Here is a 20,120-nt window from a genome sequence, read left to right on the forward strand (position 1 = left end):
TTTGCTTGACCATCCCTGCGTTGTAAGCCAAATACTCCATATCAATCGCAATACGCGGGAAATTGATCTGGAGAACGCCAATGCAACAATTTATACCTGATCCGAAAAGATGGGCTGCTCTGGCCTTGCTGTGCGCCGCGCAGTTCATCGTGATCCTCGATACGTCCATCATCGGTGTGGCACTGCCCGCCATGCAGCGGGACCTCGGCTTCAGCGCCAGCGGGCTGAGCTGGATCTTCAATGCCTATGTCATCGCCTTTGGCGGCCTGCTGCTGTTGGGCGGACGGCTGGGTGACCTGCTTGGCGCCCGCCGCATTTTTACGGGCGGATTTGCCATACTGACCGCCGCTTCGCTGCTGGCCGGGCTGGCACACAGCCAGGAAATGCTGCTTGCCGGCCGCGCACTGCAGGGCGTGGGCGCCGCATTGATCGCGCCGTCCGCACTGACGATCATCATGCGCCTTTTCGGGCATGACGGCGCGGAACTGGGCAAAGCATTCGGCTTCTGGGGGGCGGCAGCTGCCGCAGGCGGCTCGGCCGGCGTGTTTCTGGGCGGCGTGATTACCGAATGGATGGCGTGGCAGTGGACTTTCCTGATTAACGTGCCGCTCGGCCTGCTCGTGCTGGCCCTGATTCCAGCCGTGCTCCGCAAGTCTGCGCGCAGCAGCGGGGCCATCGACTGGTTTGGCGCGATCAGCGTGACTGGCGCGCTGGTCGGCCTGGTGTATGCCATCGTCACCATCGAATCTGCCGGATTTGGCTCTGTGCCGATCTTGCCGATATCGGCCGGACTGTTCGCCGTCTTCCTGATCAGCCAGTTCGTGCGACGCGAACCGCTGCTTCCCTTGGGCATCTTCAAGGCGCGGAACTTGGCAGCAGGCAATGTTGTGATGGCGCTGCTTGGCGCTGCCTGGATCCCGCTCTGGTTCTTCCTGAACCTGTATCTGCAGCAAATTCTTGGTCTGTCGGCGCTCGCCAGCGGCCTGGCCCTCCTGCCCATGACCATGACGATCATGGTCGTGATGGTGGGATTTTCCGGCAAGCTGATTGGACGGTTTGGCGTCAAGTCCAACCTTGTGCTTGGCTTGTTCCTGATGGCTGGCGCACTGCTCATGTTTGCGAAGCTTCCGCTGAACGGCTCCTATGTGACGCACGTTCTCCCGGCCTCCATGCTGGCCGCCCTGGGGATGGCCCTGGCGTATATTCCGACGACGATGACAGGCATGGCCGGCGCCAGGCCTGAGGAAACAGGTCTCGCTTCAGGCCTGATCAATACGAGCTACCAGATCGGCTCTGCCATCGGTCTCGCCATCATGGTTGTGCTCTCGACCTCCGGCATTGGCCACGGCACCGGGCACACCGCCGAAGGCATGCTGGCGGGTTTCCAGGCGGCGTTCCTGGGAGCTGGTGTCGCCGCTGGCCTGGCCGCGTTCGCGGCACTGGTCTTCGTTGGATCTGCTGGTCCGCAACGCGAGGTAGCCGCGGGCTAGCGCGGCTTCAGCGAACGCACATGCACGGCATGCATCATCGGCCGTGCATTTCATCGCCCGTTTCCGCCATCCTGTCCCCGGATTTCCGTCTCCTGTCGCTGTAGTCAACCTGGCAATACGGGTTTGGCCTATGATTTGCTGGCACGTGCACGTGTGACGTTTCCATTCATCCATCAACCATGAGGTGTCCATGATTCGCTATGTCCTGCCTGTCCTGTTGTTCGCCGGCGCACTGCCGGCGCACGCCCAAGCCCCCGTCAAGGAAACGCCGCTGATCGAGCGGGCCAAGCTGTTCGGCAATCCCAGCAAGTCCGGTGGCAAGCTCAGTCCCGACGGGCGGTGGCTGTCGTGGATCGCGCCGCGCGATGGCGTGCTCAATGTGTGGGTGGCGCCGGCCAATGATCTGGCGCAGGCGCGCCCGCTGACGGAAGAAAAGGTGCGGCCCATCCGCAGCAGCTTCTGGTCGCCCGATTCGACAACCTTGCTGTTCATCCAGGACAAGGGCGGCGATGAAAACTTCCTGCTGTACGGCGTGAACGTGGCGAGCGGCAAGCAGATCAATTACACGCCGTTCGAGAAGACGCGCGTGCGGATCGTGCAAATCAGCAGCAAGGTGAAGGACCGCATCCTCGTCGGCATCAACAACCGCGATGCGCGCTGGCACGACGTGCACAGCCTGGACCTGGCCAGCGGCAAGCTGACCCTGGTGCAGCAGAACGATGGCTATGGCGGCTATGTCGCCGATGAGCTGCTCAACTTGCGCATTGCCAGCAAGGCGCGCACCGATGGCGGCATGCAGTATTTCCGCCTGAGCGATGGCAAGGTCGAGAGCACGCCGCTGGCCGAAGTGGGCCTGGAAGATGCGCAGACGACGTCGCCGCTGGGCTTTACGGTCGACGGCAAGACCCTGTACTGGACCGATTCGCGCGGCCGCAATACTTCGGCGCTGCTGGCGCAGGACGTGGCCAGCGGCAAGACCACGGTGGTGGCGCAAGACCCGCGCACGGATATCGCCGATGCGTTGTACGACACGCGCACGGGCAAGGTGCAAGCCTATACGGTCAATTACCTGCAGCAGGAATATCTGCCGCTGACGGACGAGCTGAAAGCCGACCTGGTTTTCCTGAAGAAAAATACGAAGGGCCAGTTCACGGTGACGTCGCGCACGGATGCCGACGATAAATGGCTGGTGGCAGTCGACGCCGTCACGGCGCCGCCATCGAGCTGGCTGTACGAGCGCAAAACCAAAAAGCTCACGCGTCTGTATGTGACGCGTCCGGAACTGGAAGGCGCGCCGCTGGTGCCCATGCATGCGCAGCAAATCAAGGCGCGCGACGGCCTGACCCTGGTGTCGTATCTGACCTTGCCGCAGGCGTCGAAGGCGACGGCCGGCGGCAAGGCCACGCAGGCCGTGCCGATGGTGCTGCTGGTGCACGGCGGCCCGTGGGCGCGCGACACCTATGGCTACAATGGTTATCATCAGTGGCTGGCCAACCGCGGCTACGCCGTGCTGTCGGTGAACTTCCGCGGTTCGACGGGCTTCGGCAAGCAGTTCATCTCGGCCGGCGACCTGCAATGGGGCCGCAAGATGCATGACGACTTGCTCGACGCCGTGCAATGGGCGGTGCAGAGCGGCGTGACCACGGCCGACAAGGTGGCCATCATGGGCGGCTCGTATGGCGGCTACGCCACCCTGGCCGGCATGGCGTTCACGCCGACGACGTTTGCCTGTGGTGTCGACATCGTCGGCCCGTCGAACCTGTTCACCCTGCTGCAAACCATCCCGCCGTACTGGGAAGCGGGCAAGCAGCAGTTCTACAAGCGCATGGGCGACCCGACGACGGAAGAGGGCAAGGCGCTGCTCAAGGAACGTTCGCCGCTGAACTTTGCGCAGAACATCCAGCGCCCGCTGCTGATCGGTCAGGGCGCGAACGACCCGCGAGTCAACGTGGCTGAATCGGACCAGATCGTGGCGGCCATGGCGGCGAAGAATATCCCCGTCACGTATGTGCTGTTCCCGGACGAAGGCCATGGCTTTGCCCGGCCCGTCAACAACATCGCTTTCAATGCGGTGACGGAAAACTTCCTGGGGCAATGCCTGTCTGGCCGCGCCGAGCCGATCGGCGCCACCCTGAAGGCGTCCACCGCGCAGGTCAAGCACGGCGCCGAGTTTGCGCCGGGGTTGAAGGAAGCGCTGCAGTAAAGGTGCTGTGCAAGCGGCGGCCGCCCATGCGCGGCCCCGCTTGCCATGCAAAATCCCGCATACCGATGGCGAGGCCGGGCATGTTGGTCGGGTGGCTAGCGACATGACAGCCTCCCGAGCCCCCGGCCACACGTAGAATCCACCGTCCACCCTGTCCGTCCGAAACGGCAGCGGCTCCCGAAACGATAGGCGCGCGCCGCGCGCATCCGCTAATTCACGTCGTGTGTTGGCGGCGTCGTCACATATCTCACACAGCAGGGGAAAGCAGGCTTGCCAGTGCCGAGCGGGGGGCGCTCTACCCTTCAGCGCCGCGCAAATAGCGCGTCAGGGCATCGCTGCCAGCCACACGCTCCGCTCGGAAGCAGTGCTTGAAACGGTGTTATTTTTTCAAAACACTTGTCAAATGAGACATAAATGAGACAGTTTTTAATGGAATTTGATTTTTCTTAAAGACAGTGGCCTTTAGCATTACCTTATCGTTGCTTTTTATGCCACTTATAGTAGGATGCATTGATCAAAAGCAAGTCTCATAATCCTGGTAAACCTTTTCTGCATGCTGACTGGCGGCTGAAAAATCGGTGTGAATGTTTGTCAAGGTGTGCGGCTATTCGGGCAAGGTTCAGTCCCAAAAAAATGTATGAAGGAAGACAAATGTTTCTAAATTTCACGAAATTTGGATGGATATCCACGCCTGTGCGGGGTGTCGATGGCTGCATTGCCGGAGCCCATGGCGCGCCGCCTGCCCAAGGCCTGGCGCCGTCAATGCTGATGTATCTGGCGGGAACTTTGCTATTTGTCTTGCTGTCCCTTTTTTCCAGCCAGGCTTCCGCCGCCAGCACCTGCCCGAGCCCGCGCGCCGTCAGCGTCGTCGCGGGGGGAGAGTATTACGAGGATTACACCAATGCGCCTTGTTCCCAGTTCGGCCTGACGGGAACCCTGGTGGCGCCGCTGTATGGCACGCTGGAAGATTCGAATGCCACGAATGCCGTGCGCTACCGGAATACCAATCTCAGCGCGACTTCGGACACGTTTACCGTCAGGGATGATGTGGGGCAGCCCATCGTCTACAACGTCACGATCACCTCGGCCATCGTGCTGGCGCCGGCCACCCTGCCGAATGCCACGGTGGCCCAAGCTTACTCTACGACAACCTTTACATCGACGGGTGGCGCGGCGCCATACACTTACGCCATCAGCGCTGGCGCCTTGCCGGCTGGCATGAGCTTGAGTGGTGGCGGTGTGCTGTCGGGTACGCCGACGGCGGGCGGCACCTTCAACTTCACCGTGCGCGCCACCGACTCGCTGGCCATCAATGGCACGCGCCCGTATACGCTGACGGTCTCCGCGCCCACCATCGCCATCTTGCCGACGACCCTGCCGGCAATGACATCCGGTGTCGCCTACAGCCAGACGATAGCTGCCAGCGGCGGCACCGGCACGTACACCTATGCCAGAACGGCCGGCAGCCTGCCCGCAGGCTTGACCCTGGCATCGAACGGCACCCTGTCCGGCACGCCCACGGCGGCCGGGGCCTATAGTTTTACTGTCACCGCGACCGACAGCAGTACCGGCGCCGGCCCCTATTCGGGCGCGCGCGCCTATTCCGGCACGGTAGCGCCCGGTGCGCCGACGGCCGGCGCCGCCAGCGCCACGGTGGCTTACGGCAGCAGCGCCAACCCGATCACCCTGAACCTGAGCGGCGGTGCGGCGACGTCGGTGGCCATCAGCTCCAGCGCCTTGCATGGCACGGCGACGGCCAGCGGCACCAGCATTACCTATACGCCGACGGCAGGCTACGGCGGGCCGGACAGCTTTACCTACACGGCCAGCAACGGCATCGGCACCTCGGCGCCGGCCACCGTGACGATCACGGTTGCCAGCCCCACCATCGTCCTTGCACCGAGCACCGTGCCGGCGGCAACCGTCGCGCTAGCCTACAGCCAGACTGTGACGGCCGCGAACGGCACGGGTCCCTACACTTACGCCATCAGCGCCGGCTCCCTGCCGGCCGGACTCAGCCTGAATACGGCTACCGGTACGCTGTCTGGTACGCCGACGGCCGGCGGCGTGTTTAACTTTACCGTGCGCGCCACGGACAGTTCGACGGGCGACGGTCCGTACGTGGGCGCGCGCGCCTACTCGCTGACGGTGGCGTCGCCGACGCTCGGCGTCGCCCCGTCGACCCTGCCGGTGCCGACAGTGGGCGTGGCCTACAGCCAGGGCATTACCGCCAGCGGCGGCACGGCAGCGTACAGCTATGCCGTCACCGCCGGCAGCGTGCCTGCGGGCTTGACCCTGGCGGCGAACGGTACCTTGTCCGGCACGCCCACAACTGCTGGCGCCTACAGCTTTACGGTCACCGCGACCGACAGCAGTGGCGGCGCCGGACCTTATACGGGGGCGCGTGCGTATTCCGGCACGGTGGCTGCTGGTGCGCCCGTTGCCGCTAATGTCAGCGCCACGGTGGCCTACGGCAGCAGCGCCAACCCGATTACCCTGAACCTGGGCGGCGGTGCGGCAACATCGGTAGCGGTGGCGTCCGCCGCCAGCCATGGCACGGCGACATCCAACGGCACCAGCATTACCTATACGCCGACGGCCGGCTACGGCGGACCGGACAGCTTTACCTATACGGCCAGCAACGGCGTGGGTACCTCGGCGCCGGCCACCGTGACGATCACGGTTGGCGGACCCACCATCACGATTACGCCAAGCACCGTGCCCGCGGCAACTGTGGGGACGGCCTATAGCGAGAGCGTGACTGCCGCGAACGGCGCCGCGCCTTACACGTATGCGATCAGCGCTGGCGCCTTGCCGTCCGGGGTGAGCCTGAATACGTCCACAGGTTTGCTCTCGGGCACGCCGACGGCGGCAGGCACGTTCAATTTCACCGTGCGCGCCGAGGACAGTTCGGCGGGCAGCGGCCCGTATGCCGGTGCGCGTGCTTATTCGCTGACGGTAGCGGCACCGGTGATCAGCATCGCGCCGGCGACCCTGCCGGCCATGACGGCAGGCGTCGCTTTCAGCCAGGCTATCACCGCCACGGGCGGCACGCCAGCCTATAACTATGCCGTTACCGCCGGCAGCCTGCCCACCGGCTTGACCCTGGCGGCGGACGGCACCCTGTCCGGCACGCCGGCGGCAGCGGGCGCTTACAGCGTCACCATTACCACCACCGACAGCAGCACCGGCGCAGGCGCTCCCTTCTCTGGCTCACGCGCCTATTCCGGCAGCGTGGCACCGGGTGCGCCCATTGCCGGCAATGTCAGCGCCACGGTAGCCTACGGCAGCAGCGCCAACCCGGTCACCTTGAGCCTGAGCGGCGGCGCGGCAACTTCGGTGGCCGTGGCATCCGCCGCCAGCCATGGCACGGCGACGGCCAGCGGCACCAGCATCACCTATACGCCGACGCCAGGCTACGGCGGGCCGGACAGCTTTACCTACACGGCCAGCAACGGCATCGGCACCTCGACGGCGGCCACCGTGACGATCACCGTGGGCACGCCGACGGTGACGATTGTGCAAACCAGCGTAGCTGCTGGAACAGTCGGCGCGGCTTACAGCCAGACCCTGACGGCTGCAAATGGTCTGGCACCATACACCTACGCGATCAGCGCCGGCGCCTTGCCGGCCGGCGTGAGCCTGTCCAGTGCCGGTCTGCTGGCGGGCACGCCGACGGCCGGCGGTACCTTCAACTTCACCGTGCGCGCCACGGACAGTTCGACGGGCAGCGGCCCCTATGCCGGCGCGCGGGCTTATTCGCTGACGGTGGCGTCGCCAACGATCAGTGTTGCGCCGTCGACCCTGCCGGCAATGACGGCCGGCGTCGCTTTCAGCCAGGCCATCACCGCCACGGGCGGCACGGCAGCGTACAGCTATGCCGTCACCACCGGCAGCCTGCCTGCGGGCCTGAGCCTGGCGGCGAACGGCACCCTGTCGGGCACGCCGACGACGGCCGGTGCCTACAGCTTCAGCATCACCGCCACAGACAGCAGCACCGGCAGCGGACCATATACAAACGTCCATGCCTATTCCGGCACGGTGGCGATCGCCGTGCCTGTCGCTGGCGCCGTGACCACCACGGTGGCTTACGGCAGCAGCGCCAATCCGATCACCCTGAACCTGGGCGGCGGCGCGGCGGTCTCGGTGGCCGTGGCAGCGGTACCCGCGCACGGCACGGCGACGGCCAGCGGCACCAGCATCACCTACACGCCGACGCCAGGTTACAGCGGCAGCGACAGCTTTAGCTACACGGCCACGAATGGCAGCGGCACGTCCGCTCCCGGCACCGTGACGGTCACCGTGGGCGCGCCGACGGTCAGCCTGACCCCGGCCAGCTTGCCCAACCCGACGGCGGAAGCGGCCTACAGCACGACCCTGGCGGCAACGGGCGGCACTGCCCCATACAGCTATGCCGTGGTGGGCAACTTGCCTGTGGGCCTGAGTCTGAACACGGCCACCGGCGTGCTGTCCGGCACGACGAATGTGGCGGGCAGCTTCCCGTTCAGCATCAAGGTCACGGACAGCAGCACGGGCTTGGGCGCGCCATTTAGCGCGACCAACAGCTATACCCTGGCCGTGGCGGCGCCAGTCCTGACACTGACGCCGGCCAGCCTGGCGGCGATCCGCGCCGGCGACGCGTATAGCCAGCAGTTCACGGCTGGCGGCGGCGTTGCGCCCTACGTCTACTCCTTGAGCGGCGGCGCCTTGCCGACCGGCCTGCTGCTCAATGCGGCGACGGGTATCGTCAGCGGCACGCCGACCGTGGCGGGCAGCTTTGCCTTTACCTTGCAAGCGAAGGATGCGCACCAGTTCACGGTGCAGCAGGCGCTGACCCTGCAGGTGAACCAGGCGCCGCCGCCGGTGCCGAATGAAACGGCGACCACCTCGTCCAACCAGGAAGTGAGCCTGACGATTGCGTCCACGGATGGCAGCCCGATCACGGCAGTGACCATCGTCACGCCGCCGCAGCACGGCACCGTCACGGTGGTGTCGAGCGGCGCGGCGGGCGGCGGCAGCGGCCGCTCTTTCAAGGTGACGTATGTGCCGAATGCGAACTACTTCGGCCCTGACGCCTTCAGCTACACGGCGACGGGTCCGGGCGGCACGTCCGCGCCGGCCACGGTCAGCCTGACGGTGGCGCCGCAGCCGGTGCCGGTGCCGGTCGCCAAGACGGCGACGGTGCTGGCCGGCACGCCGGTGACCTTGAACGTGACGCAAGGCGCCACGGGTGGGCCGTTCACGGCGGTGGCGATTACCACGCAGCCGGCCAGCGGCACGGCGGTGGTCAATGGCATGGACATCGTCTACACGCCAGGCATCAACACCAGCGGCGAGATCCGCATCGTCTACACCGTGTCGAACGCCTTCGGCACCTCGGCGCCGGTGACGTCGACGATAGCCGTCAATCCGATGCCGCAGGTACTCAGCCAGAGCGCCACGGTGGTGGCCGGCCTGACGGTCACCGTCGACCTGACGGCGGGCGCCACGGGCGGCCCGTTCACGGCGGCGAATGTCCTGAGCGTGGCGCCGGCGGAAGCGGGCAAGGCGGTGGTGCGTGATGTCGGCACGACCGGCAAGCCGTCGTACCAGCTGAGCTTTGCGGCCTCGGGCAAGTTCGCCGGCGCGGCCGTCGTCAGCTACACCCTGAGCAATGCGTACGCCACCTCGAAGCCGGGCGTGGTGAACGTGACGGTGACGGCGCGGCGCGATCCGTCCGTCGATCCGGAAGTGATCGGCCTGCAGGCGGCGCAAGCGGATGCGGCGCGGCGCTTCGCCAGCGCGCAGCTGTCGAACTTCACGCAGCGCCTGGAAAGCCTGCATGGCGATGGCTGGGGACGTTCAAACTTTGGCCTGAGCCTGACGCCGCCGAACGACAGCGGCAATCCGACGGCGGCGCTGGCGCGCTGGCAGGCGGACGAAGCGGACCGCGTGTTCGGCACGGCCGTGAAACCGTTCATGCGCAAGGCCGCCTTGCGTCAGGTTGACACGGGTTTCAGCAGCGAGCGGCAGCAGGTGGACGTCAGTGGCGCCACCAGCGGTTTACCGGACATGCCGCAAAAACCGGACACGCAGAAGCAGGCGTTATCCTTGTGGCTCGGTGGCGCGGTGGACTTCGGTCAGCACTATGTGAATGGCCGCGAGACGGGCTTCCGCTTCCGCACGAATGGTGTCAGCGTGGGGGGCGATTACCGCCTCAGCGACCTGGCCACCCTGGGCGTGGGCGCCGGTTTCAGCCATGACCGCAGCGACGTGGGGCAGAACGGCAGCCGCAGCACGGCCGACAGCGCCGTGGCGGCCGTGTATGGCAGCCTGCGTCCGAGCAAGGGCGTCTTCCTTGACGGCGTGCTCGGCTACGGCACCTTGCAGTACGACGCCTCGCGCTACCTGTCCGATGGCAGCGGTTTCGCCACGGGCGAGCGCGACGGCAAGCAGGTGTTTGGCGCCCTTGTCGGCGGTATCGAGATGCGCCAGGAAACCTGGATGTGGTCGCCGTATGGCCGCGTGGAACTGATGTCGGCCAAGCTTGATCCGTACACAGAAAAGGCGGCGGGCATCAACGCCCTCAGTTACTTCAAGCAGACCGTGCGTTCGCGCATCGGCGCGCTCGGTGTGCGGGCCGAGGGCATCTATGTGGGCGGCCTGGGCACATGGTTCCCGCGCGCGCGGCTTGAGTACCGGCACCAGTTCCAGGGCGCCGACGATGCGCGCCTGGCGTATGCCGACCTGGCGGCGGACGGCCCCGTGTACGTGATCCGCACAGTGCCGCAGCAGACGGGCAACTGGACGGCGGGGCTGGGCGTGAAACTGCTGCTGTCGAACGGCATGACGATCACCCTGGACTACAACAGCAATCTGAACATCGATAGCGGGCGGACCCAGTCGGTGATGTTCGGCATCGCCATGCCGCTCAAGTAGGGCTGCGCATCAAGGAAGTGACGCCACGGGGCGGGAGCGGCTTGCTCCCGCCCCGTGGCGCATGTGGGGGCTGGTTTTTTCATGTCATTGCCGTGCCAGGGCGGCAATGATTCCATTAGAATCAGGCATCGTCTTGACCACACTGCTTACGGAATGGAATGCCTGGAATGATGAATGTCCTGACCCTCGAACATTTTGCCGCGCGCATCAATGAGACGTTTATTGCGGCCAGTGACGGCAATGCCGCCTTTGTCCTGAAAGAAGTGCAGCCGCTGCCCTCAGCGACCTTGGAGGGCTTGATGCGCAAGCCGTTCAGCCTGTTGTTTCATCATAGCTCGCCCATCCTGTTCAATCAGAAAATCTTCCAGATGCAGCATGCGGCGTTTGGCGAGGTGGGGATCTTTCTGGTGCCGGTGGCGCGCGACAGCCACGGTTTTCTGTACCAGGCCGTATTCAACTGAGGCCGGTATGGGGAGTAGGGAAGGGCAAGGCGGGCGCCGCGATGGCGCCGCCTGCCTGAATTAATCCAACTTAGTCAAACGATGGAAACTCGCCTTGCAGGGCGATGCAGAAATTCAACGCCAGCATCGGCTGGCGGTTTTCGTGCGCCTGTCCGCCACCGGCACTACCGATCGTGGCCGGGGACAGCGATACATTGGGTGGCGTTGCCGGCACGAACGCGGACGTGCCGCCAAGCGCAATCAAGCCATCGCCCGGAAGCGGGGTGTTGTGCTGCAGGGCGGCGGTGGGCTGGCGGTACACATTGAGTTGATGGCTGTGGTTCGGCATCTCCGTGGCGTTCAACGTGACACTGTTGGTGCCGAAGGTTTCGCCCATCACGCGCGGCGTCAGGCCTGGTCCTTGTCCCTGGCTGCAGGGCGCGCGTCCCGTGAAGTTGGGCAACTGGAAGGTGGTGGTGCCATTGCCGCCATACTGCGTGCCGATCAAGGAAAACAGCGCGCTGTATTGCTGGATTTGCAGGGTGGCGCCATTGCAGCTGGCCCATCCGTAGGGTGTGAAATTGAAGCCGAAGACTTGTATCTCGCCAAGGTATGGTGATGTCACGGTAGGTTCTCCTGATCGATTTTATGGGCTGCGCTTGCGTGCCGGCTGTTATTGCTGGGATGGGAAAATGCCTGCCCATGCGATGCAAAATGAGGCCGTCAGGGTTGGCATGGTGTTCTCGTGCGGCAGGTTGCCGCCTGTCGCGCCCGTGGCGGCCGGTGCCAGTGCATAGGCGGTCAGGCCGGTCAGGTCGCTCGTGTACATCTTGTCGTTGTTCGACGGGGCCGTCAGCATCAAGTTGGTCGCCGGCACGTTCGCCGTTGCCAGGGTGCTGTTCACATTGAACGGGTGCGTATGCAAAGGCAGCTGGGTCGGCAGCAGGGTCACCGATTCGCTGCCGCTGCGTTGTCCGATCACGCGGTTGCTCAGGCCGGGGCCGGTTCCCATGTGCACGGGAACCTGGCCGCGCAGGTCGGGCACGGCAAAGGTGGTGACGCCGTCGCCGCCGTAGGTGGTCCCCAGCAGAACGTACAGTACTTCGTATTCGGAGATCGGTTTCAGGCTGCCGTCGCAGGCGAACCAGCCGCTGGGAATACGCGGAAAGGAAAACAGGCGAATTTCGCCGACATAGGGTGTGGTCATGACTATGCTCCGTAAGAAGTGGCTGATTCGTTAGTTGCGCGACGGGAAGATACCGTTCAAGGCGATATTGAAGTTGATGACCGAGAACGGCTGCATATTGGGATGCGCCTGGTTGCCACCGGCCAACGCCAGGGTCTGGCCGGACAGGGTGACTTGCGGTCCGGCCGAACCGTAGATGGATTCCGCGCCACTGCCGCCAAACACGGTATTCGTGGGATTTTTCGAGGTGCCGGGCGTCGTCACCGCATTGGCCGCATGCGTGTGCGGCGGAATTTGGGTCGGTAGCAAGGTGACAGTCTCCTGCCCCGCCCGCGTGCCGGTCTGATAAGGCGCGGGTTGCCAGGAACCATCCACCGAACTGCCAGCTCCCACAGGAGTACAGCCTTGCAAATTAGGCAAGGCAAAGGTGGTGCTGCCATTCCCCCCGTAAGCGGTGCCCAGCAGCGAAAACAGCGCCTGATTCTGCGCAATAGGCAGCATTTGCCCGTTACATGCTGCAAAGCCACGCGGCGCAAAATTGAAGCCGCCCATCATGATTTGTCCTAGGTACACATCAGCCATCATCGTTCTCCCACGGTTGGAATAGCATTAAATTACAAATGGGAAATATTTTCCATTTGTAATCAATCTTGCGTTTTGAAAAACCCTTTTTGTTATAGTTACTTTATTGAAATCTCGGAGTAGCATACGTTGTCATATGGCAAGCGTCAACACCTGTTGGCACTCTGGAAGAGCTCGTAATTAGCATCGCTGGCGGCCTGAAATCACCCTCATTTTTGTCTGAATTTCGTCTGAAAAACTCTGTATTGGAGAAACTATGTTGCGTACTTGCAACGATATTATTGGCCGCCCGGCACATTTTTTCCTGCGTTCTTTTTTTGTGGGGAACCAGGGACGAATGCCAAACCGTGCCGCGGACAGGCCGCCAGTCTCGGGCCTTTTCGTGCACTGGTTCGCTTCGCTGTGCCTGGTGATGCTGGGACTTGTCGCAGGTCCTGCACAGGCGGATCCGGGTGATCCGAGCACGAAATGTACTCCCAATCAGAGAAGTTTTACCGTCGCATCAGGAGCCCCCTATGTGATTGATTTGTCTGACTGTAGCGAATTTGGCCTGACGGACAATGGCGCGACGGCGTTGCACGGCACGATTACCGGGCTCGTGGGTAACGGTACCGGCATTGCGACCTATATCAATAATGGCGACGGGGCCTTGTCCGACAGCTTTGTTCTGTGGGACGAGGACAGCAAGGCCGTGACTTTCACGGTGACTGTCTTGCCTCCCGCGGCAGCCTTTACCGTTTCGCCGGCCGGTTTGACGCCACCCGTGATCGGCGTGCCGTACAGCCAGGCCATGTCGGCGAGCGGTGGCGTGGCTCCCTACACTTACGCGCCTGACTCGGGAACCTGGCCGCCTGGCATCAGCGTATCGTCGAGCGGCGTGATTTCCGGTACCGTGACGGCGACCGGCGCCTATGTGTTCAGCGTCAAGGTCACCGATTCGACCCCAGGCACGCCGCAAGTGGTCATCAAGAACTATTCCGTGTCGATCGCCATACCGATCTTGTCCATCACGCCCACCACCCTGACGGCGGGAGGTCTGGCGACGCCCTACAGCCAGCAGATGTCGACCGCGAATGGCACCGCGCCCTATACCTATGTGGTGGAATCGGGTGCCTTGCCCACGGGCCTGAACATGTCGAGTAGCGGCCTGATTTCGGGCACGCCCACCGCCCTGGGCACCTATAACTTTGTGATCAAATCCACCGATGTCACGGGCGGCAACGGACCGTACAACACGTCCAGAAGCTATTCCCTGGTGATCAACGCCCAGCCGCCGCCGACCATCACTGGCGTGACGCCGGCGTCCGGCCCAGCCTCTGGCGGCACGGCCGTCACCATTACCGGTACCGGCTTTACGGGCGTCACGGCGCTGAAGTTTGGCGCCAACAATGGCGTCGCCGTCACCGTCGTCAATGCCACGACCATGACCGCCACCTCACCAGCGGGCAGTGCCGGCACCGTGAACGTGACCGTCACCGCCAGCGGCGGTACCAGCGCCACCGGCGCCGCCAACCAGTTCACGTATATTCCTGCGCCAACGGTCACCAGCATTTCGCCCACGGCAGGTCCTACCGCTGGCGGCGGCAGCGTCATCATCACGGGCACGGGCTTTACCGGCGCCACGGCGGTGACCTTTGGCGCGACTCCCGCCACCGGCTTCACCGTCAACAGCGCCACGCAGATCACGGCCACGGCGCCAGCTGGCAGCAGCGGCACGGTCGACGTGCGCGTCACGACGACGGGCGGCACCAGCGCCACCAGCGCGGCGGACCAGTTTACTTTTGTGGCCGCACCGACGGTGACGAGCATTTCGCCCACGGCCGGCCCGGCTACGGGCGGCAGCACCGTCATCATCACCGGCACGGGTTTCAGCACGACGACAGCGGTGACCTTCGGCGCCACATCGGCCATCGGCTTTACGGTCAACAGCGCCACGCAGATCACGGCGACGGCACCCGCCGGCACGGGTACGGTGGACGTGCGCGTCACTTCGCTCGGCGGCACCAGCGCCACCAGCGCCGCCGATCAATTTACCTTTGTGGCAGCGCCGGTGGTGAGCAGCATTTCGCCCACTTCGGGCCCTACGACCGGCGGCACCACCGTCATCATCACGGGGTCGAATTTCAGCGGCACGACAGCCGTGACGTTTGGCGCCACATTGGCCAGCGGCTTTACGGTCAATAGCGCCACGCAGATCACGGCGACGGCGCCCGTGGGCAGCGCAGGCACGGTCGACGTGCGCGTCACTTCGGCCGGCGGCACCAGCGCCACGAGTGCCAACGATCAATTTACCTACGTGGCGGTGCCGACGGTCAGCAGCATTTCTCCGACGGCGGGTCCCGCCAGCGGCGGCACCACGGTCATTATCACCGGTTCGAATTTTAGCGGCACGACGGCGGTGACCTTCGGCGCCACGTCGGCGGCCGGCTTTACCGTCAACAGCGCCACGCAGATCACGGCGACGGCGCCAAGCGGCACGGGCACGGTGGACGTGCGCGTCACCACGACGGGCGGCACCAGCGCCACCAGCGCGGCGGACCAGTACACCTTTGTCGCGGCGCCGGCAGTGACGAGCATTTCACCGACGGCGGGTCCTTCTACGGGCGGCACCACGGTCGTCATCAGTGGTTCGAATTTCAGCGGCACGACGGCGGTGACGTTTGGCGCCACATCGGCCGCCGGCTTTACCGTCAACAGCGCCTCGCAGATCACGGCGACGGCGCCAGCCGGCACGGGTACCGTGGATGTGCGCATCACCACGACTGGCGGCACCAGCGCCACCAGTGCGGCCGACCAGTTCACGTATGTGGCCGCACCGGCCGTGAGCGGTATTTCGCCGGGCACGGGGCCGGCTACCGGCGGCACCACGGTCATCATCACCGGCGCGAATTTCAGCGGCGCGACTGCCGTGACGTTCGGCGCCACGTCGGCTGCCGGCTTCACCGTCAACAGCGCCTCGCAGATCACGGCGACGGCGCCCGCCGGGACGGGCACGGTGGATGTGCGCGTGACCACGGTCGGTGGTACCAGCGCCACCGGCGCGGCCGATCAGTTCACTTATTTCGGTGCGCCAGTTGCGGGCGCCGTCAGCGCCTCGGTGGCCTATGGCAGCAGCGCCAACCCGATCACCTTGAGCCTGAGCGGCGGCGCGGCAACTTCCGTGGCCATCGCCACTGGCGCCTCGCACGGCACGGCCAGTGCCAGCGGCACCAGCATCACCTACACGCCGACGCCAGGTTATGGCGGGCCTGACAGCTTCACTTACACCGCCACCAATATCGTCGGCACCTCGGCACCGGCGACCGTGACGATCACGGTCGGCGCGCCCACCCTGACGCTGGCGCCAGGCACCGTGCCCGTGGCAGGCGCAGGTGTGGCCTACAGCCTGAGCGTGAGCGCCGCGAACGGCGCCGCGCCCTATACCTACACGATCAGTGCGGGTGCCTTGCCTGCCGGCATAACCTTGTCCGGCGCGGGCCTGCTGTCGGGCACGCCGACGGCGGTGGGTACCTTCAACTTCACCGTGCTTGCCACGGACAGTTCGACGGGCAGCGGCCCGTACACCGGTTCGCGCGCCTACGCGCTGACGGTGGCGTCGCCAGCGATCAGCGTTGCGCCGTCGACCCTGCCGACCATGACGGCCGGCGTCGCCTTCAGCCAGGCCATCACCGCCACGGGCGGCACGCCAGCCTATAACTATGCCGTTTCCGCTGGCAGCCTGCCTGCGGGCCTGAGCCTGGCGGCGAACGGCACCCTGTCGGGCACGCCGACGACGGCAGGCGCCTATAGCTTCACCGTCAGCGCCACCGACAGCAGCACCGGCGCAGGCGCGCCGTTCTCGGGCGCACTCGCGTATTCCGGCACGGTGGCGATCGCCGTGCCCGTCGCTGGCGCCGTGACCACCACGGTGGCTTACGGCAGCAGCGCCAATCCGGTGACCCTGAATCTGGGCGGCGGCGCGGCAAGCTCGGTGGCCGTGGCAGCGGCGCCCGCGCACGGCACGGCGACGGCCAGCGGCACCAGCATCACCTACACGCCGACGCCCGGCTACAGCGGTAGCGACAGCTTTAGCTACACGGCCACGAATGGCAGCGGCACGTCCGCTCCCGGCACCGTGACGGTCGCCGTGGGCGCGCCGACGGTCAGCCTGGCCCCGGCCAGCTTGCCCAACCCGACGGCGGAAGCGGCTTACAGCACGACCCTGGCGGCGACGGGCGGCACGGCGCCGTATACATTCAGCGTGACCAGCGGCAGCCTGCCGGCCGGCCTGAGCCTGAACACGGCCACCGGCGTGCTGTCCGGCACGACGAATGTGGCGGGCAGCTTTACATTCAGCATCAAGGTCACGGACAGCAGCACGGGCACGGGCGCGCCATTCAGCACGAGCAAGAGCTATACCGTGGCCGTTGCCGCACCGACTATTGCCATCACGCCAGCCACCTTGCCGGCGGCGAGCGTGGCCACGGCATACAGTCGTCAACTGACGGCCAGCGGCGGCGTTGCTCCGTATGCCTACACGCTGTCGAGCGGCAGCCTGCCGGCTGGCCTGACCTTGAACGCCAGCGGTTTGCTCAGCGGCACGCCAACGTCGGCCGGCAGTTTTACCTTGACGGTGCAGGCGGCCGATGCGCACCTGTTTAACGGTGCGCAAAGCTATACCCTGGTTGTTGCCTCGGCCACGGTCAGCCTGACCCCGGCCAGCCTGCCCAACCCGACGGCGGAAGCGGCCTACAGCACGACCCTGGCGGCAACGGGCGGCACGGCGCCATACAGCTATGCCGTGGTGGGCACCTTGCCTGTGGGCCTGAGTCTGAACACGGCCACCGGCGTGCTGTCCGGCACGACGAATGTGGCGGGCAGCTTCCCGTTCAGCATCAAGGTCACGGACAGCAGCACGGGCTTGGGCGCGCCATTCAGCGCGACCAACAGCTATACCCTGGCCGTGGCGGCGCCGGTATTGACACTGACGCCGGCCAGCCTGGCGGCGATCCGCGCCGGCGACGCGTATAGCCAGCAATTCACGGCTGGCGGCGGCGTTGCGCCCTACGTCTACTCCGTGAGCGGCGGCACCTTGCCGACCGGCCTGGTGCTCAATGCGGCGACGGGTATCGTCAGCGGCACGCCGACCGTGGCGGGCAGCTTTGCCTTTACCTTGCAAGCGAAGGATGCGCATCAGTTCACGGTGCAGCAGGCGCTGACACTGCAGGTGAACCAGGCGCCGCCGCCGGTGCCGAATGAAACGGCGACCACCTCGTCCAACCAGGAAGTGAGCCTGACCATCGCTTCCACGGATGGCAGCCCGATCACGGCAGTGACCATCGTCACGCCGCCGCAGCACGGCACCGTCACGGTGGTGTCGAGCGGCGCGGCGGGCGGCGGCAGCGGCCGCTCTTTCAAGGTGACGTATGTGCCGAATGCGAACTACTTCGGCCCGGACGCCTTCAGCTACACGGCGACGGGTCCGGGCGGCACGTCCGCGCCCGCCACGGTCAGCCTGACGGTGGCACCGCAGCCGGTGCCGGTGCCGGTCGCCAAGACGGCGACGGTATTGGCCGGCACGCCGGTGACCTTGAACGTGACGCAAGGCGCCACGGGCGGGCCGTTCACGGCGGTGGCCATCACCACGCAGCCGGCCAGCGGCACGGCGGTGGTCAATGGCCTGGACATCGTCTACACGCCAGGCATCAACACCAGCGGCGAGATCCGCATCGGTTACACCGTGTCGAACGCCTTCGGCACCTCGGCGCCGGTGACGTCGACGATAGCCGTCAATCCGATGCCGCAGGTACTCAGCCAGAGCGCCACGGTGGTGGCCGGTCTGACGGTCACTGTCGACCTGACGGCGGGTGCCACGGGTGGCCCGTTCACGGCGGCCAATGTCCTGAGCGTGGCGCCGGCGGAAGCCGGCAAGGTGGTGGTGCGCGATGTCGGCACGGCCGGCAAGCCGTCGTACCAGCTGAGCTTTGCGGCCTCGGGCAAGTTCGCCGGCGCGGCCGTGGTCAGCTACACCCTGAGCAATGCGTATGCGACCTCGAAACCGGGCGTGGTGAACGTGACCGTGACGGCGCGGCGCGACCCGTCGGTCGATCCGGAAGTGATCGGCCTGCAGGCGGCGCAAGCCGATGCGGCGCGGCGCTTCGCCAGCGCGCAGCTGTCGAACTTCACGCAGCGCCTGGAAAGCCTGCATGGCGATGGCTGGGGACGTTCGAACTTTGGCCTGAGCCTGACGCCGCCGAACGACAGCGGCAATCCGACGGCGGCGCTGGCGCGCTGGCAGGCGGACGAAGCGGACCGCGTGTTCGGCACGGCCGTGAAACCGTTCATGCGCAAGGCGGCCTTGCGCCAGTCCGACACGGGTTTCAGCAGCGAGCGGCAGCAGGTGGACGTCAGTGGCGCCACCAGCGGCTTGCCCGACATGCCGCAAAAGCCGGACACGCAGAAGCAGGCGTTGTCGCTGTGGCTCGGTGGTGCGGTGGACTTCGGCCAGCACTATGTGAATGGCCGCGAGACGGGCTTCCGCTTCCGCACGAATGGTGTCAGCGTGGGTGGCGATTACCGCCTCAGCGACCTGGCCACCCTGGGCGTGGGCGCCGGTTTCAGCCATGACCGCAGCGACGTGGGCCAGAACGGCAGCCGCAGCACGGCCGACAGCGCCGTGGCGGCCGTGTATGGCAGCCTGCGTCCGAGCAAGGGCGTCTTCCTCGACGGCGTGCTCGGCTACGGCACCCTGCAATACGACGCCTCGCGTTACCTGAGCGACGGCAGCGGTTTCGCCACGGGTGAACGCGACGGCAAGCAGGTGTTCGGCGCCCTTGTCGGCGGTATCGAGATGCGCCAGGAAACCTGGATGTGGTCGCCGTATGGCCGCGTGGAACTGATGTCGGCCAAGCTCGATCCGTACACGGAGAAGGCGGCGGGCATCAACGCGCTGAGCTACTTCAAGCAGACCGTGCGTTCGCGCATCGGCGCGCTCGGTGTGCGGGCCGAGGGCATCTATGTGGGCGGTCTGGGCACGTGGTTCCCGCGCGCGCGGCTCGAGTACCGGCACCAGTTCCAGGGCGCCGACGATGCGCGCCTGGCGTATGCCGACCTGGCGGCCGATGGCCCCGTGTACGTGATCCGCACGGTGCCGCAGCAGACGGGCAACTGGACGGCGGGGCTGGGCGTGAAACTGCTGCTGTCGAATGGCATGACGATCACCCTGGACTACAACAGCAATCTGAACATCGATAGCGGACGGACCCAGTCGGTGATGTTCGGCATTGCCATGCCGCTCAAGTAGTCAACTAGCCCTCAGGCTA

General features: G+C 65.4%; 8 protein-coding genes. 5 read left to right on the forward strand and 3 right to left on the reverse strand.

The window, feature by feature from the left end; genetic code table 11:
• Positions 1-80 precede the first annotated feature (80 nt).
• The 4 genes from ACPJXG_RS07475 (at position 81) to ACPJXG_RS07490 (ending at position 11,072) form a co-directional block, all read left to right on the forward strand.
• On the forward strand, positions 81-1,490 hold the full coding sequence (locus ACPJXG_RS07475; protein WP_425253838.1) for an MFS transporter: 1,410 nt from the start codon (positions 81-83) through the stop codon (positions 1,488-1,490).
• A gap of 190 nt (positions 1,491-1,680) precedes the next feature.
• Positions 1,681-3,693: a S9 family peptidase gene (locus ACPJXG_RS07480; protein WP_425253839.1), complete on the forward strand. Its 2,013-nt coding sequence runs from the start codon at positions 1,681-1,683 to the stop codon at positions 3,691-3,693.
• A 762-nt stretch (positions 3,694-4,455) separates the two neighbouring features.
• Positions 4,456-10,611, forward strand: a complete 6,156-nt coding sequence (locus ACPJXG_RS07485) for a putative Ig domain-containing protein (protein ID WP_425253840.1) — start codon at positions 4,456-4,458, stop codon at positions 10,609-10,611.
• Between the two features lie 167 nt (positions 10,612-10,778).
• Positions 10,779-11,072: a DUF6916 family protein gene (locus ACPJXG_RS07490; RefSeq protein ID WP_425253841.1), complete on the forward strand. Its 294-nt coding sequence runs from the start codon at positions 10,779-10,781 to the stop codon at positions 11,070-11,072.
• A 70-nt stretch (positions 11,073-11,142) separates the two neighbouring features.
• Here ACPJXG_RS07490 and ACPJXG_RS07495 read toward each other — a convergent pair whose 3' ends face one another.
• From ACPJXG_RS07495 to ACPJXG_RS07505, 3 genes are read right to left on the reverse strand one after another with little or no spacing between them, the layout of a single operon-like run.
• The gene (locus ACPJXG_RS07495; protein WP_425253842.1) at positions 11,143-11,676 is read right to left on the reverse strand and encodes a phage tail protein; all 534 of its coding nucleotides are present in this window, start codon (positions 11,674-11,676) and stop codon (positions 11,143-11,145) included.
• A 48-nt stretch (positions 11,677-11,724) separates the two neighbouring features.
• On the reverse strand, positions 11,725-12,258 hold the full coding sequence (locus ACPJXG_RS07500) for a phage tail protein (RefSeq protein ID WP_035820813.1): 534 nt from the start codon (positions 12,256-12,258) through the stop codon (positions 11,725-11,727).
• Between the two features lie 30 nt (positions 12,259-12,288).
• Positions 12,289-12,792, reverse strand: a complete 504-nt coding sequence (locus ACPJXG_RS07505; protein WP_235211714.1) for a phage tail protein — start codon at positions 12,790-12,792, stop codon at positions 12,289-12,291.
• A 544-nt stretch (positions 12,793-13,336) separates the two neighbouring features.
• On the opposite strand from ACPJXG_RS07505, the gene ACPJXG_RS07510 reads away from it, so the two are divergent.
• A complete protein-coding gene (locus ACPJXG_RS07510) occupies positions 13,337-20,101 on the forward strand; it encodes an IPT/TIG domain-containing protein (protein WP_425253843.1) in 6,765 nt (2,254 codons plus the stop codon).
• The last annotated feature ends 19 nt before the right edge of the window (positions 20,102-20,120 follow it).

This window comes from Janthinobacterium sp. NFX145 (genome assembly GCF_049810325.1).
Lineage (GTDB): Bacteria > Pseudomonadota > Gammaproteobacteria > Burkholderiales > Burkholderiaceae_D > Janthinobacterium > Janthinobacterium rivuli.